This window comes from Paraglaciecola mesophila (assembly GCF_009906955.1).
Taxonomy (GTDB): Bacteria; Pseudomonadota; Gammaproteobacteria; order Enterobacterales; family Alteromonadaceae; genus Paraglaciecola; species Paraglaciecola mesophila_A.
Genome location: NZ_CP047656.1, coordinates 1,864,336 through 1,881,555 on the forward strand (window position 1 = coordinate 1,864,336; position 17,220 = coordinate 1,881,555).

Annotated in this window: 10 protein-coding genes; 5 read left to right on the plus strand and 5 right to left on the minus strand. The window is 44.3% G+C overall.

Translation table 11 applies throughout. The features are described 5' to 3' along the window. Window positions 1-152: 152 nt before the first annotated feature. From FX988_RS07990 to FX988_RS08000, 3 genes are all read right to left on the minus strand, one after another. The gene (locus tag FX988_RS07990; RefSeq protein WP_160179138.1) at window positions 153-1,616 is read right to left on the minus strand and encodes a carbon starvation protein A; all 1,464 of its coding nucleotides are present in this window, start codon (window positions 1,614-1,616) and stop codon (window positions 153-155) included. A 281-nt stretch (window positions 1,617-1,897) separates the two neighbouring features. Further along, a complete protein-coding gene (locus FX988_RS07995; protein ID WP_160179139.1) occupies window positions 1,898-2,479 on the minus strand; it encodes an ankyrin repeat domain-containing protein in 582 nt (193 codons plus the stop codon). 149 nt (window positions 2,480-2,628) lie between these two features. After that, a complete protein-coding gene (locus FX988_RS08000; RefSeq protein WP_160179140.1) occupies window positions 2,629-4,239 on the minus strand; it encodes a catalase in 1,611 nt (536 codons plus the stop codon). Window positions 4,240-4,704: 465 nt separating this feature from the next. On the opposite strand from FX988_RS08000, the gene FX988_RS08005 reads away from it, so the two are divergent. The 4 genes from FX988_RS08005 to FX988_RS08020 all read left to right on the plus strand — a co-directional run bounded on the left by FX988_RS08005 (window position 4,705) and on the right by FX988_RS08020 (window position 9,647). Beyond that, a complete protein-coding gene (locus FX988_RS08005) occupies window positions 4,705-5,988 on the plus strand; it encodes an ectonucleotide pyrophosphatase/phosphodiesterase (protein WP_160179141.1) in 1,284 nt (427 codons plus the stop codon). A 166-nt stretch (window positions 5,989-6,154) separates the two neighbouring features. Next, on the plus strand, window positions 6,155-7,573 hold the full coding sequence (locus FX988_RS08010; protein WP_160179142.1) for a TonB-dependent receptor: 1,419 nt from the start codon (window positions 6,155-6,157) through the stop codon (window positions 7,571-7,573). A gap of 168 nt (window positions 7,574-7,741) precedes the next feature. Next, a complete protein-coding gene (gene hemN / locus FX988_RS08015) occupies window positions 7,742-9,139 on the plus strand; it encodes an oxygen-independent coproporphyrinogen III oxidase (RefSeq protein ID WP_160179143.1) in 1,398 nt (465 codons plus the stop codon). Window positions 9,140-9,230: 91 nt separating this feature from the next. Further along, window positions 9,231-9,647 (plus strand): hypothetical protein, encoded by a 417-nt coding sequence (locus FX988_RS08020; protein ID WP_160179144.1) that lies wholly within the window; start codon window positions 9,231-9,233, stop codon window positions 9,645-9,647. Between the two features lie 52 nt (window positions 9,648-9,699). Here FX988_RS08020 and FX988_RS08025 read toward each other — a convergent pair whose 3' ends face one another. Together FX988_RS08025 and FX988_RS08030 are read right to left on the minus strand one after the other, a co-directional pair. Next, a complete protein-coding gene (locus FX988_RS08025) occupies window positions 9,700-12,096 on the minus strand; it encodes a zinc-dependent metalloprotease (protein WP_160179145.1) in 2,397 nt (798 codons plus the stop codon). Next, window positions 12,080-14,464, minus strand: a complete 2,385-nt coding sequence (locus FX988_RS08030; RefSeq protein ID WP_160179146.1) for a VanZ family protein — start codon at window positions 14,462-14,464, stop codon at window positions 12,080-12,082. The genes FX988_RS08025 and FX988_RS08030 overlap by 17 nt, the downstream gene beginning before the upstream one ends. A gap of 483 nt (window positions 14,465-14,947) precedes the next feature. Here FX988_RS08030 and FX988_RS08035 point away from each other — a divergent pair, with 483 nt between their 5' ends. Further along, window positions 14,948-16,885 (plus strand): acyltransferase family protein, encoded by a 1,938-nt coding sequence (locus FX988_RS08035; RefSeq protein WP_160179147.1) that lies wholly within the window; start codon window positions 14,948-14,950, stop codon window positions 16,883-16,885. Window positions 16,886-17,220 lie beyond the last annotated feature (335 nt).

Below are 17,220 nucleotides of genomic sequence, written 5' to 3' on the forward strand. Positions count from 1 at the left end.
AATTCCATTAAACAATTAACCACTAAGCGAAAATACACCGGACACAAGCACGCCCAACTATCAAAAACACAGGCATAAAAAAAGCTAACCATTCAGGTTAGCTTTCTGATAAATCAATACGCGTTAGCGCATTTTCAACAATCGCTTAGGCTCTATGCAGCAATTTGCTTATGTTTATTGTGCGCTAGCACCAATAATATTAAACCAACCACGACCACCACTGCGCCAATAGGCTTGCCTAAATCAGCTGACAAATTAAACCCAATGGCTGCCGTCATAATGTAGGAGATGGTGACGCCGCTGGCGATTACCGCAGGAATACTGGCAATCCAGTGGAATGTGCCTCGGTCAAACAAGTACTTGGTAGCCAACCACAACACACTGGTAGACAGCAACATGTTTGAAAACGCGAAATAACGCCAAATAACGGTGAAGTCTAATTTAGTCATAAAGTACGCGATTGTTAAAATAGGCACGGCTAACAACAAACGATTACGAACACTCTGGGGAATGCTAAATGCATCCACTAGGGTTAAACGCAATGAACGAAACGCGGTATCCCCTGATGTAATAGGAAATACTGCCACGGCAACAATAGCCATTATGCCGCCAAGCACCCCAAGGTAGGTATTAGCGACATGGTTAACCACTAAACCAGGGCCACCCGTATCGAGCATATCTTTAAGCTGTGCGTATCCTTCAGGGAAGGCTGCGATCCCAGCTAACGCCCATACACAAGCAACGATACCTTCACACATCATGGCACCGTAATACACAGGGCGTACGTATTTTTCATTGGTTAAACAACGAGCAATAATCGGCGCTTGTGTTGAGTGAAAGCCGCTAATAGCACCACAGGTTATGGTGATGAACAATAATGGCCAAGTAGGCAAGCCATCAGGGTTCGGCGCTAAAAAGTCGTGGGCGTGATCCGCTTCAAAATAGGCTAAAAAGTCGCCTGCCATTGGCAAATGCGGTGCATCAATCAATAAAGCAATGGCGATCATCGAGGTCATTACGATCATCAATAAACCGAAAATAGGATAAAATTTGGTGATAATTTTATCGATCGGTAGCAAGGTAGCTAAAAAGTAGTAGCCCAAAATAACCAAGACCCAAAATGTATTATCAGCCAGCATAGTGCCTTGAAATGAATCCAAGTTACTTAACAAACCGGCTGGGCTCATAATGAATACCACGCCCACAAAGAACAACAACATAGCCGTGAATATCAACATAAAGCCTTTAAACACTATGTTGTAATAATGACCCGCGATTTCGGGCAAACTCTTCCCGTCTTCCTTGATGCTCATCACACCTGAGAAGTAATCATGTACAGCGCCGCCCAATACGTTGCCAATAACAATCCAAACCAAGGCAACCGGGCCGTAAAGTGCGCCTAGTATGGGGCCGAAAATAGGACCAACACCGGCAATGTTTAAGAATTGAATGAGGAAAGCACGCACAGGATGAATAGGCACATAATCCACCCCTTCGTTGAAACGGGTTTGTGGCGTGGCGATTGTTGAGTCGATCCCTGCTTGTTTTTCAACAAAGGGACTATAAAACTTATAGCCGAGGATCAAGAGGGTGATACAGATAAAAAAGATGATCATAACAGCGCGTGTCTCTGTTCAGAGTAATTTGAAATAGAGCGCGCTGAGCGCACCCCGCCTAAACGTGTTTGTTTGATTAACAGAACGTTAATTTAAGCGCGGGATAATAACAAAGTCGAATGAAACAAAAAATGGAAATTCCGCTAATTTCTAACGTCTGATTAAAGAAAATGTAACTAAGTCGTACTCATGATTAACTATTAGCCAAATTAATGGTCTGGTATGACCTTTTCCCCGTGTACTCCTTATCACTTCTGACTTAGCTTAGGATTATCAGTCGACTACTTTACTGTTTGTTTTTCACTCAACGCTTCAGCCAGTTCATAGTTACCTTGGCTAAGCGCGATGTCGACTAAGCTATTGCCTGAACTGTCTTTGGCAGTCAAATCAGCTCCGGCGTCAGTTAATGCAGCAATGGTTTCAGTGCGATTAAAAAGCGTCGCGAACATAGCGGCGGTTTGGCCTTGGCTATTGGCTTGGTCAATATCACAATCAGCACTGATCAACGCTTTGATCGCCCCAAAGTTACCTTTAAATATCGCCCCCATTAATGCGGTATTACCAGAGTTATCTTCTTGGCAAGCATTTACATTAGCTTGGCTTAATAAGTATTCTACGGCTTCGGTTTTACCATGATATGCCGATAAAATCAGCGCAGTGTAACCTTTCTTATCAGCAACGTTTGGGCTTAAACCCGCAGCATAATAGGCACCTAAAGTCGCGATGTCGCCTTGTCTGGCAGCATCAAAATATACAGTTTGTAAGCGTTCGCTATCAACAGACTCTGCTTCGCTGAAAAATGCGACTGCAAGAAACAACAATACCATCAAGGCTTTTATCGGTAGTTGAACAAAATTGCTCATAACTGATTCCTCTGTATTTAAGATTGAGAATATTTAATATGTTCACAATGGTGCATCAAGGTGTTTTTCCCTGACACACAGTGAATAATTGCGCGACTTAACCACGCTCGGTGACTGACTCACCTCACGTGGTTAATTGCCTATGTAACTTATAAATCAGCGTTGTATGAAATTCGGCTAAAGTCGTCAGCCACTTTCTTAGCACGCTTCTCACGCTGTGCTTGCACGTCCATCAGTTGCTTAGCGGTAGCTTTCACTTTGCTGATAGGAGCACTGGCTAACTTCGCCACACCTGTTCCATAATTTTTGTCAGCGTTGTACATAAAAGCACTGATAATCACGCGAATTTCTTCTTCAGGTACACCTGCTAAGGTGGTGCCTAAGTTTTCTATCAAGTGCTGCTGCTCAGTCTTGCTAAATGAGCGGAACTTCTCACCCGCTTGAGCAAAGTTGCGCTGCTTGTAGAAAGGCGCCTGCTGGGTTGTGCCTGATAAAGGTGTTTGCGCGTATTTGTACTGGTTGTCATCATCTAACGCTACACGGCGACTTGGCTGATAATTCACGTCACGTGTACTGTTAGTGGTGCGCAATTTACCGTGTTGCTCATGGTTATTGATTGCTGCGTTACGCGGTGCATTAATCGGAATACGGTATGCGTTCACACCAATTCTGTAGCGCTGGGTATCAGCATACGAGAACAAACGACCTTGAAGCATTCTGTCTTCTGATGGCTCAATACCTGGGATCAAGTTACTTGGCGCAAATGCGGCCTGCTCTGTTTCTTCAAAAAAGTTGTCTGGTACACGGTTAAGGGTAAGCTTACCGATTTTCTTCGCTGGAATAAGCGATTCAGGCCAGATTTTAGTGGTATCTAGAGGGTTAAAGTCGAAGTCATCAAGCTGCTGTGGCTCCATGGTCTGCAAATATAGATCCCAAGATGCCGTTTCACCGTTTTGACCGATACGGGTGTAAATATCTGTGGTCATAGGCTGAAAGTCTTTACCTTGCATTTCTTGCGCTTCTTTGGCGGTAAAGTTCTTTTGACCCTGCTTGGTTTTCCATGTCAGTTTGAAGTATTTAACTTGGCCTTTTGCATTAACAAATTTAAATGCGTGAACACTTGAGCCATCCATATTGAGGTAGCTTTTTGGCGTACCCATGTCTGAAAATAAGTGCGTTAGCATATGCGTGGACTCAGGCACATGAGAGAAAAAATCAAATAAGCGCGCAGCACTTTGGGCATTGGTCACAGGTGATGGTTTTAAGCTGTGTACCATATCTGGGAATTTAATCGCATCACGAATAAAGAACACAGGAAAGTTATTGCCCACTAAATCCCAGTTACCTTGCTCAGTGTAAAACTTCACTGCAAATCCACGTGGGTCACGCAGGGTTTCAGGTGATTGATGACCGTGGATTACCGCTGAAAAACGCACGAACACGTCTGTTTTTTTGTTTTCGCTTTGAAATGGCGCTGCCACTGTGATGTCTGATAAATCAACATAGTTTTCATAGTAACCGTGAACACCTGTTCCACGGGCGTGTACAACACGCTCAGGGACACGTTCGCGATCAAAGGCGGCCAACTTCTCAATTAAGTGGCTATCTTGCAATAACACTGGGCCCCAAGGACCAGCCGTTTGCGAATTTTGGTTGTCCCCTACTGGTGCCCCATTTTGACGCGTGAGCGTTTCTGCGCTCGTCATAGTTGCAACGCTGAAAAGTGTAGCGGCAACAAGAAGTGAAGTTTTTATTCTCATTTTAATGCTCCAATTAAGTCTTGTGTGTCCCAAGCGTGTTTAAGTAATGGGACGCTTCGTGGTTTGCGTTTAGTCATAAAATGTAACGTTCTGCTTTGCAGTATCCGCTTACATGTCATCACTAGGGTCGTGAGCTAGCGTTATGCTGCTCTATACGGCCTGTCCTGTGGCTGAAAAGGAGTATGGATAGAAATCTAAAATCTATAAAATGATTAAAACAGATTGTGGCAATCTAATATTCCGATGAAAGAAGCAAAAAAACTGAAACAAAGTGTTTAATACGTCATGACTTGCTGAGCAGCTCGCTGACGTTTTTCCAGCAAAAAATTAATTATTTATGACCCATCTATAGCTCGGCGCTATTATTCGATATAATTTTCGAAGTCTAACGTCTTAGTTTTGTTGGCGTGAGCACGACGCAGCCTCCCCATACATACGCGCTACATACACACTTTGAGTACATTTATGACATGTTTTCGTTTTCTATTTTTATTGTTAACCCTTGGGTTACACGGCCTCGCTTGTGCACAAAACACCGCACCTTACGTGATTATGATTGGTGTCGACGGGTTACGCCCAGCAAGCATGAATGCGCACGATTCACCTAACTTGTACAAACTTGCGCAAAAAGGCATTCACGCTCAAGGCATGAGGCCCGCCATGCCCAGTAAAACCTTCGTCAACTTTTACTCATTAGCCACTGGGCTGCATCCTGAGCATCATGGCTTGGTATCTAACTACCCATTTGATCGCAAACTAAAACGCGCGTTTTCACGCAGAACAGATACCACTAAAGATTATTGGTGGGGCGGCGAGCCCATTTGGATAACAGCAGAAAAGCAAGGCGTTAAATCAGCCACTTACTATTGGGTCGGCTCTGAAACTCCCATCGGCAATGTGCGCCCCTCGTTTTGGAAACCGTTCAATCAAAGCAAAGACTATGGCGAACGCGTTACCGAAGTATTGCAATGGCTTAGCCTACCTGAAGCCGAGCGTCCCCATTTTGTGACGTTGTATTTTTCAGCGGTAGACAGCGCCGCGCATATGTTTGGAGTTAACTCCACACAAGAAACAGACGCCATACAAACCGTCGATAAACACATAGGGAATTTAATCGCGGGGATTGAAAAAAGTAATATAAGTGCTGATAGCAATATCATTGTGCTCTCTGATCACGGCATGATTAACCTAAGTGGCGAGCGTATTATTAACCTCGACTCTCAGGTCGACTGGTCGCAGTTTGCTATTCCTGATTGGCACAATAAAAACACACCTGTTTATGCGCCATTTTTGAACTTATATGGTGATGAGGCGCACGTCGACAGTGCATATAAAGCACTAACTGAGAACAAAATAGAGCATTTACGCGTCATAAAGCGCGGGGCATTACCGGCCAATTATCATTTTGATCACCCCCAACGAGGGCCAGATCTAATGCTGCTCGCCGATCCCGGCTGGAGTGTTTTCGCCAGTAAAGACAATAGCGTCCCTGACCCAACAAAATTAAAAAATAAAGCGACACACGGTTACGACAATCAAGCTCCTGAAATGGCTGCTACATTTATTGCGAGCGGCCCAGCTTTTGCTAGTAGCCAAGGCAGTAAACCCGTTGCCCCATTTGACAACATAGAGGTATACAACGTAATTGCGTGTGCCCTAGGCATAACGCCGGCGAAAAATGACGGTAATTTACAGCATGTAAATTACCTGTTGAGTGCGCAAAACCAGCAGTGCCTCACTCAGTTTTAGCAAACGCAGTTAATCAATATGCTCGGGTTAATTTGAATACATCGACGATCGAATAAAAAGCGCTATTCGGTTAGGACAACTAAATACGTTAGCGGGTATAATCAGCCCAGTAACAAAAATACCAAATAAAACATGGGTATAACCTATACATTCTTTAGGAGAAGACATGGACAACCAGACCAGTTCACGAAATACCAGTGCCAAAGCGTTGCGCCTCAACCTTGACGAGAAAAAATACGGCACCATCGTGGAAATTGGCGCAGGCCAAGAAGTCGCTAGGCAGTTTTTCTTGGCGGGGGCAGCAGCTGGCACTATTGCTAAAACCATGTCTGCTTATGATATGAAATTCTCTGATGCGATTTACGGCGTACAAGAAGATAGACGGTACGTTAGTAAAGCGCGGGTAAAAGCCATGATGGAACAAGAGTTTGAGCTCGTGCTTGATCGTGTTGGCGACACCCGCTCGCGCTCTTCACGTTATTTTGCTTATGCAGCCACTGTTGCCGCCAAAAGTTTTAACCGTGCCAACGAGTGTCACGCTTGGTGTGGTATTCGTGTGCAAATGTACCCAGGTGCTGAACCATCAGATATTACAGTGCATGTGCGCATGCTTGATGACAACGCAGAAGCCCAGCAGCAAGCCCTTGGCGTAATAGGTGTAAACCTGATTTACGCAGCCTACTACTACTTTGAAAACCCGAAAAAAATCATTGATTCATTGACCGATAACATCAAAGCCAATCGCATTGAAATAGACTCAATTGAATTTAAAGGCCCCTACTTCGAAGATGTAGACAACCGCGCCAAGAACATTCACCTGATCAGAAGCTGGAAGACCCGCGCCATCATGTTTAAACCCGATGGCACAGTGGCAGTGCCAGCTGAAATGCTCTACAAAAAGAACGTGTTAACGATACGTGGCTCGTTCAGGCCAGTGACCAAGCTAAATGTTGATATGATTGAACAGGGGCAATTAGCCTTTAGAAAATTGCCCGGTGTGGAACAAGGAAACACGGTTGCCATTGCCGAAATTACCCTAAACGACAGCCGAGGGAATGACGCGAAAGTCCCGTCAAAAGACATTATTGCCAGAGTGCAGTTGCTTAACTCACTAGGCTACAACGTGATGGTGTCAGATTACACGCGCTATTTCTCGTTACGTGCTTACTTTAGGCAATACACCAAACTACAGATCGGCATAGTGGTTGGTATGATCAACATTAAGCAAATCTTCGATGAAGAATCTTATCGAGGCGTAGAAGGCGGTATTCTTGAAGGGTTCGGTAAGTTATTCCCCGACAATACCCGCCTATTTGTATACCCAGAGCTTGATGATAGTGGTGAGCTTAATGACTTTACCTCGGTTAAAGTGCCAGATCACTTACGCTTTTTGTATCGTCACTTGCTTGAAAATGACTTTATTCAAGGTATTGATTGCAGCGATCATGATTTATTTAAAATATTCTCACGTGATGTACTCAAACAATTACCGAAAGGCCGTGGCGAGTGGGAAAACGCCCTGCCAGAAGGTGCGGTAGAAGAAATCATGAAAAACAATTTCTTCGGGTTTAAAGGCGCACGCTAGCTAACTTTTGCACTGTAACCCTGTGTAAATAGACTCGGGTTAATCACCGCAAGGGCGACTATTTTGTCGCCCTTACGCTTTCTTATTTCAGATTCTTGTTTCAGATCAACTTCTTGTGTTTTACCTGCAATAAAATGCGCTTTTCGCAACAAATGAGCGAGCTAACGCATGTGCCCCCCTGTGACAAATAATTCAACTCCGTTTGATTTGCCCACCCTTGATTTTACCCTTTTACATAAATACCCAAGCAGGGGCCCTCGATACACGTCATATCCAACGGCATTGCACTTCAGCCCTAAATTTTCAACCTGGGACCTGCGCCGCGCTATTCACCTTAGCAACAATAAAACATTGTCCTTGTATGTGCATATTCCTTTTTGCCACCGCCTTTGCTACTACTGCGGCTGCAACAAAATTGTCACTCGCTTACAATCAAAAGCCGACATCTACCTAGACTATTTACTAAAAGAAATAGCGCAACAAGCTGAGCTATTAGGCCACAAGCCTGTAACCCAACTGCACCTAGGTGGCGGCACGCCAAACTTTCTAACGGATGCGCAATTACAAAGATTAATTGACAGCCTGAAAGCGCATTTTAACTTCACGGACGATGCCCAGCTAAGCATAGAAATTGATCCGCGAAATATGACTCAAGCGCGTATCGATATCATGGCCAACATGGGTTTTAATCGTTTGAGTATTGGCGTACAAGATACAGACTCAACAGTGCAACACGCCATCAATCGAGTGCAATCGAATGACAGCATTGAGCGCTTCATTACCCGAGCCAAGGAGCAGGGCTTTCGCTCAATCAACCTCGATCTAATTTACGGCTTGCCGTTTCAAACCCCTGACACGTTTGCCCGTACGTTAGCGTTTGTGCATAAAATGAAGGTCGAGCGCGTGTCGTTGTTTAGCTATGCCCATTTACCCGAGCGCTTTGCGGCGCAGCGTAAATTAGCTAAAGACGCACTGCCGAATAGTGAACAAAAATTCCATCTTATGCGCCAAGCCATTGAAACCCTTTGCGGTTATGGTTATCAATTTATCGGCATTGATCACTTTGCCTTAGCCAGTGACGAGCTGGCCAAAGCCCAGCAAAACAAAGTGCTAGGACGAAACTTTCAAGGTTACACCGCAGATAGTCAGAGCGACTTACTGGGGCTTGGTGTTTCAGCCATCAGTGCGCTAGGCAACAGTTATAGCCAAAACCACAAGGATCTAGCCGGTTATTACTACTCCATTGAACATGAAGGCTCTGCCCTAGAGAAAGGCTTAACTTTGCGTAAAGATGACCTAATACGTCAGCGGGTAATAAGCGACATTATGTGTAACTCAATGCTAGACAAAACCGCTATATCGCTGACATTCAACATTGATTTTGATCAGTATTTCGCTGATGAACTACAACAGCTTGCACCGTTTATTGAAGATGCACTGGTAACTAATTTGCCTTACGCAGTCATCATCGCCCAAAGAGCCCAACTACTACTGCGCAGTATTTGTATGGTGTTTGATGCCTATTTGGGGATGGCTACTGGGCAAAAATATTCAGCGACGATTTAGCCCGCTATTAAATCGGATTTGCGCAGGTGCGAATGGAAAATCTGTGTTATACCTACTAAGCAATTTGATATAAATCAAAGGAATAGATTTAATGGTAAACAGAAGTTTCGCGGTGCACGGTACGTTGCAAATATGTATCGAGACAAACCTGATGGTGATTCGAGCCCGAGGCCCTGCCAACACTGAAATGGTGTTGCAGTACCAGCGCGAAGTCAACGAATACCGCCAGCAATTGTGCAACAAACCTTGGGCAAGCTTGACCGTCTTAAGTGGCGAGCCACTTCTTCCCCCTGAAGCATCGGGCATGTTGGTCGAATCAATCAAGCAAGCGGAAAACATGAACCTAGTCGCCACTGCTGTGGTATTTGATGATGTTCAATACAAGGCCGTGTCTGAACAGTTTTGGGAGGGCATATACCAACGAACCACCCTAAAGCATGCATTTTTCGATGATGAACAAAAAGCGAAAGCTTGGCTACAGAAGGAAATCGCCAAGAATCAAGCTTAAATCAAGGCTCACTAAACCGTGAACCTTGATGATTAGATAAGTAACCAACGCATTAAATTGGCGAGCCCGGTGGTAGCGGCTTAACCTTGAAGGGAGATTGCCATTGCCCTGTCTGCCAATACTGCTTGAGCTGCTCGGCCAATATGCGATTTTGCCCGCGTTTTTTCATGCTATCTAACCATGTAGTGATATCCCGTAACTGCAACTCAATCGTAGCGCTCACTTCTGGTGCCAGCGTTGGGTTAGCCAATACGTTTACCAAGCCATTAAGCACTACATAATTAATACGCCGAGCAAGTTGACTGTCACTTTCTTGTTTTAAGCTGCGTGCCAATAAGGCAGAGACCACAGTGCTAACGCCCGGCACGTCTTTATTCATGTCATGCTGGCGAGCCAAACGGTTTAAGCGTTGAGGCTGAAGCAACAAGGTTACACTGTAATGTGCTGCAGATTCTCCGGCTGATATTGGGTCAAATGTTAAGCCGGTACGCCCATCAAAACTTTCTCGATTACGCGACTCGCCGTAGGCTTTTGGTGGTATCAAGCTAACAATACGCTCAGGCAAGGTTAAATAACTAGGCTGCAAGGTATCAAGCAGGGAATCTAGCGCGGTGCGTTGCGCCTTGCTGCCCACCACTTGCGCCCCTTTAGGCTGGCTATAATCTCCTTTACTTTCATATTCGTACTCGACCCCGCCAATCAGTTTTGCTACCGCATCAAGCTGATAGCGATGCAGCAAATAAATCGGTACTAAACGCTCTTCGAGTGAAGACAAAGTGCTACCGGTAGGAATGCTGTTGAGCCCGAATTGTTCAAGGGCAACCTCGCGTACTTTACTGATGCGTTCAAGCTCAGCCACGGCATTTTCGCCGTTATCCCATAAACTGCCTGATGGATTAGCTGCATGTAACGGTCTGGCATCTGGATCAGATTGATAGCGCATACCACTGGCCCGAGCTTGGGTAACAAGTGCCTTTAGACCTTTGGCTTCGTCTTGTGAATTTGCATAGGTTTGATAACCGTATGCAATCACGTAGTTATCCCATTTTCCCATGCCTGTGGCATAAGCCCCCTCTAAACTTATCTTGCCGTTTTGTAGGGTGATGCGCGGATGTGGGTAATCCATCACGGATTCGCGGCCATATTCACTGGCGGCGAAATTATGCGCTATGCCCAATGTATGGCCTACTTCATGAGCTGATAGCTGGCGAATACGCGCTAAAGCCATGTCTTTTTGCCCTTGGGTATCAGTTGTATCCCCGGTAAACGGGCTGGTTAAGCCAAGGGCAATTAAATAGTCTTGTCGCACCCGCAGTGAGCCCAGCGTCACATGACCTTTAATGATTTCCCCCGTGCGCGGATCAACCACTGAGCTGCCATAAGACCAGCCGCGAGTCGCCCTGTGTACCCACTGGATCACGTTGTAACGTACATCCATGGGGTCAGCCCCTTTAGGCAATATTTTCACCTGAAAGGCATCTTTGTAACCAATGTCAGTGAATGCCTGATCCCACCAGCGAGCGCCATCAAGCAATGCGCCCAGCACAGGTTCAGGGATCCCGGGGTCAAGGTAATAGATGATAGGCTCAACCGCCTCACTCACTTTGGCCTTAGGGTTTTTCTTTGCCAAGCGATGACGAGGGATAAACTGGACTGTCATACTTTTATCAATCGGTGCAGAGTAGTCCTGATACCCAAGTGCCCAGTAACCTGAAAAGGGAACAAATTGGCGGGGTTGGTATTTATCATCCGGTAAACGAATAAGCGAGTGATGCAAATGCACCGAAATACTTTTGGGCGCAGGGGTAACTTGCTTCACGTACTCCCCAGGTTTAGTGCCGCCAAAGGTCACCAAAGACTCAAGTTCAGTGTTATCAACAAAGGCCTTACTGCGGGCAAGATACACGCCGCTGCGACTCGCGTCAGGTGCATAACTGCCCTGCTTGGTTGCGCTTAAGCGATCCCCAATCTGGTGTATATCAGAGAGCAGAAAATCCGTGTAATCCACTAGTACGCTATCGTTGCTGGTCGCGACAACAGGTAAGCCCACTAACACTGAGTCTGCAAAGGCTTCATCGATACTGGCCTGCTCTGCTGGGTTGGCTGAACTAGCGCGATACGCGGTGTTTAATTGTTTGAGCAACACTTTATTGCCAAAACGCTGAAATTCCACTAACCGCGTTTTACCCAACTGCCCTCGGTCAAGACCAATATCGTTTGACCCTATGCCTTGAGGCATACTGCTTTGAAATAAAAACGGCTGGGCTAATTTATCAATGCTCAAATACACTTTATCGTTTTCACCATCATAGTAAAAATCAAAAAAGCCCGTTTTGTGCGCCATTCCCTCGGTAAATTTGCTTATGTCTTGCGCGTTTGCTGTGCCCGCTATTAGGTACAGTAGCGCACTCAATAATAAAATAACGCCTCTACTACTTGATACCAACATCCCCAAGCCTCTTGTTATGATTATTTGTTATATTTTTACTCTTTAGCGATACGCTGTTTAAAGTAAACCCCCGTGATGCAAAACCTGAAATAAAAAGCATTGCTAGCAACATGAAGTGCAATATGGAAAACCTCAAGAACAACTGCTCTGCTGACACCAAGCTTTCTCTTGAGGGGCTCAAAATAAACTGCAAGCCAGAGAACACCTTCCCGTATTTGATTATCACGTCCTGCATTCCGTTCTGCACAAGGTAAAAACCAAGGGGAGCGGTAACAAGCGTGACGATAGCGTACCCCAGCACGTTAAACGCACTCGCGGTTGGCGCTTTCTTAACCCACCATGCCGACACGTAGGCCAGCAGTAAAATATACGTCACGATAAAGAGTAATTTAAATGAATGCCCGTTGTTAGGCAGTAATTCTACAATGTTGTCTGTTCCTGCTTGCACGATCACCACAAGGTACGATATCGGTAAAATAATGAACGCATACAAAAAGGTAAATGCTAAGCGGCTGGTCTTAAAATGAATCGATTCACTGGAAGTTAACCAATTATTCACCAAAAAAAGCGCCCCAGAAAAAGGCAGAAAAAAGCCTAAGAATCGGTACCCAAGCTCAAGGTAATGAGATTGGTCACGCCAAGTAGGATACCCCAGAATGTCGTACAAGCTTTCATTTGGAAAGGTAATAAAAAACAGATTAAAAACCAGCAAGGTATGTAGCAACACCATGAGCAAGCTCATCAGGGCTGATGTTTTTTGATATTTCTGTGCCGCGTTGAGCAAAATGGCGGGCAAACCAAATGCCACTAAAAAAGACAACGACATCATAGCCGCGCTAAACCACACCCAGTCAGGATCGAATAATTCTTTAATATTGTAAGGAGTGCGAGAGTCCCCATGCACGAATATCAAAGCTAATAGTATGAGTGTGAAAACAGCGAAAGGATAAAATCGAATGATTTGACTGGTTGCCTGTCGCGGGGCACTGCTACCTGACAACTCATGATCTGCCTCAGGCACTTGGGCATATGGGTCGATAGTGGATTTATTTGAATGCAACTGAAATGCCTTCCATCCAATCAGCAAACCAAAACAGTTCAATACTACATCTGTCGCTACGGCGACTTTATCTACAATTAGGATCTGCAATAGCTCTAGCGCAAATAAAAACATGACCGCGCACAAACACCCTAAAATACGGGTCTCTTTTTTAAATTGATATTTATTCGATACCAAAGCCAATAAAATACCCAGCGGCACCACCAACAATACTTTACGCAGTAGTTGTGTCACAGCTTGTAAAGGGCCTTCGCGCCAATAAGTTTCTAACGGCATTGAGAAAAAGTTATGCCAGTTGGCCAAAGCAATCTCTTTACCAGCAACAAGTTCAAGAGGATATATCGCAAAAACGAACAACATAAAACACCAACCAACCAAAACCCCCTCTTGCGCATATTGCGCTAATCCTGTTGTGTTTTGAGTATTCTCTGCTCGCAGGTTTTCGTCCTCTGAAACGCTGGGCGTCGTAAAAAACTTGAGCGCTAACATGATCCCCACAAAGGCGCTGATAATATCAGTTGTATCCGTATAGCGGCTAAGCACCAATAATTGCCCCAGCTCAATAGCGACAGCATAGAAAAGACACCTCTTTAATATTTGAGCGTGCGTATACAGCGAACTTTTCACGTACAGCCAAGTAATTAGGCCCCATAAAAAGATGTCAGAGAATACCCCGAACAACCACTCAATCAAGCTCGATTCAATTGACGTAAAAGGAATGAGCGTAATTCGCCCCTGTTGCCATTTTTTGAACAGCTCTACCGGACTAACAGACAAATCTAGCGGCATAACACTGTAAATAACCAGTACGGTTAACGTGGCATTGGCGTAAGTTATCCATTTATTGTCACCCCCATGGCGATTTAGCTCATGCACCATAGAGATAAACTTGTCACGAGTGAACAGATACAAAACAAAGCTAGCGAGCATGCCCAAAAACTGCGCAAAAACATCTTTAAACGACGAAACCCGATCATTCAAAAATAGCTGCACAAACTCAATACCAATAGAAACACAGAGTAAAGCACCGCAAATAAAGAGTATTTGCAGGGTTCGCGCTAGCAGTGTGCTTTGTTTAGGGCTTACAACAAGCAGCAAATAAAACAAAGGCATAAACAGCAAAAAGTTGGTAAACCAATCGGACCGATTAACAATCGCAAAATCGAGTTTTTTCAATTCAGAGAACGCCTGAATAGCGTCACTCATCGGCAACGAATTAAAATTGAAAGGCACCCAACTACCGAATACAACGAATATTCCATAGCAGAGCGTAATTTTTAACAACAGTGCTCTATCCCGATTTAACACACTCTCACCTTATTCATTATTATTGGTCTGTGATGCAAACAATCATATGCAGGTTACATAATTAAAATGTACCAATTAATCGCTCTTTTTGACGTTAACCAAATTCACTCTGGGAGTCTATGCTTCTGTTGCCACTAAGTTACCTTAAACCAATGTAATCTTTAAAATTTAAGCGAGTAATACTCGCTTAAGACAAACACGGTCTCTCCCTTGAAAGACGCAAAGTATTGGCGAAAGCACGTTACCTGTACCAGCAGCATGCTTGCATCAGATACGGTATCAGTTTATTTTATAGGCGATATTAGAAATCAGATTGACTGAATAGTTGATGTGTTAAATGGAATGCAAAGTACTCTAAACGGATGTAGTCATGACCCTAACCGCCCATGTTCCCTCGTCTAATTTGTGTAAATATCGCGCAACTCAGCTGGCTGTGCGCAGCAATATACTCGCTTTTAATTTTATTCACGGGGCTTGCTCGTTATGAAATACAGACCTGATATAGACGGCCAGCGCGCAATCGCAGTCATATTAGTTATTTTATTTCACGCGAAAATTAATCTCTTCCCGGGCGGTTATATAGGCGTAGATATTTTCTTTGCTATCAGTGGCTTTTTAATCACTTCTATTATTTACCCTAAAATGCTGGCGGGTAACTTCTCGTTTCTCGATTTTTACAAGAGAAGAGCAAGACGCTTGTTACCTGCAAGCATTTTTATGACATTAGTCACCTTATTAGCTTTTGCTTTTGTATATCCACCGAACTTATTTCAGGTATTGGCGAAATCAGCCATGGCCTCTTTACTTTTTTCATCTAACTTTTATTTTTGGCAGACATCAAGCTACTTCAGCCCGAATCTAGAGTTACAACCACTGTTGCACACCTGGAGCTTAAGTGTTGAGGAACAGTTTTACTTTTTGTTCCCTTTATCACTGGTAATATTAGCCGCCTGTAAACTTAAGAAAAATGCAGTACTTAGCCTAGTAGGCTTAGCATGTGCTGTGTCGTTGTTTTTAGCCTACTGGTTCGCCCCAAATAATTTAAGTTTTGTCAGTTTTTACGTATTACCTACCCGCTTCTATGAAATGGGTTTAGGGGCGCTCTTTGCCATTCATCTCACCCATAAGCCTAACGCTTTTAGTTCGATTAAATACCTACGAGAAATTGGCCTCGTCATGGTTGCCATTGCGGCCTTTCAATATGACCGCCAATTAGCATTTCCGAGTTTTTACGCAGCGTTACCGGTACTAGGCACGCTATTGATGCTGATCGACCGCAGAACCTCCGGCATTTTATACTCAGTGCTATGTTCGCGCCTTTTCGTATTTATTGGGTTGTTATCTTATTCTTTGTACTTGTGGCACTGGCCTATATGGGTATTTTTAGAATGGCTATTCGACACCCATTCGCCCGTGTATATGACCGCTTACTTTGCCCTTACCTTTGTGGTGGCTTATTTATCTTATCGATTTATTGAGCAGCCATTACGACAACCCTCATTTTACCAAAGTACATACAGCAAAACGGCCCTAAGTGGCTTTGCCGCTATATTAATCGCAAGCGTGTCTTTCTTTTCACTGCAATCAAATAACCGCTTGTTGCGGGTTTCAGCGCCAAACATGAGTGCCTATACCAACTCTTTAGTCAGTGAGCCATTTCGCGATAAATGTACCGACACTAAAAGGCTCAAAGGTCAATATTCTGTGTGTGTATTAAAAGAAGGCGTAAACGCAGAATATGCTATTTTACTGTGGGGTGACTCGCACGCATCTGCCTTAATGTCGGCGCTAGACAACTTCTCTGATCGTTTCACCATACACGCCATGAACACTTCGGGTTGCCCAGGGCTTGTCGGTGCTAAGCGTAAAGGCAGTCATGACTGCCATTTGCATAATGAATTTATGCAGCAATATCTGTTAGAGCAAACAAATCACTATGATCTGATTTTAGACGTCAGCGCATGGGACAATTATATCGATGGTGAACTACTGGTGACCGAGTCATCGCAAATCGAAGAGATGCATGCTGCGCTGCAACGCACCATCGCATTTTTCGAAAAAAATCAGCTGAAATACGTGTTTTTACCGCAAATCCCTAGGCACAAAACGAACGTTCCAAGGGCCTTTTTCAGACAACAGCTCGGCATAAATACTGAATTAGAATTTGTGCCTAGAAGTGAATACCAGACCAAGCTAAAACGGTTTGAAGATATGCTCTATCCCAGTAAAAACTTGATCGCACTAGACAGCTTTTTTTGTGAAGAAGATAAATGCGCAGGCAGTAAAGATGGTAAAATCATGTACAAAGACGCCCATCACATCTCAGTGAAAGCGGGCGAAACCATCAGTTATTACCTAGAAGGTGAAATACTCAATGCGATTGAAGGCAGTGGTGCTGTGCTTGCAACCTCAGTCGAATGAAGCAGCACAGTGTTAACGTTCGCCATTTATGTAAGCGGGTAACAGAGCGGATAAAAGAGCATCACTCTCTTCTTGGTACACGTGCGTCATAAATAACTAAGCCCAAACCCTACAACCTAATAACAAGACAGCTAGGCACGACAAACCTCCTTTGTTGAACGTCTGTTGGCGAATGAGTAAATAAATCACCTAAATTAGCCGTAATTTAGAGACAGTCACAAAAGAATTAGTCGAATTTTTTTACACTTAATATAAAAAGGCCTCCTGAAAATACATAACCACATGATTTAACTGCAATATTATATTAGGCCCAATATTTGCTTATTTATACTTTA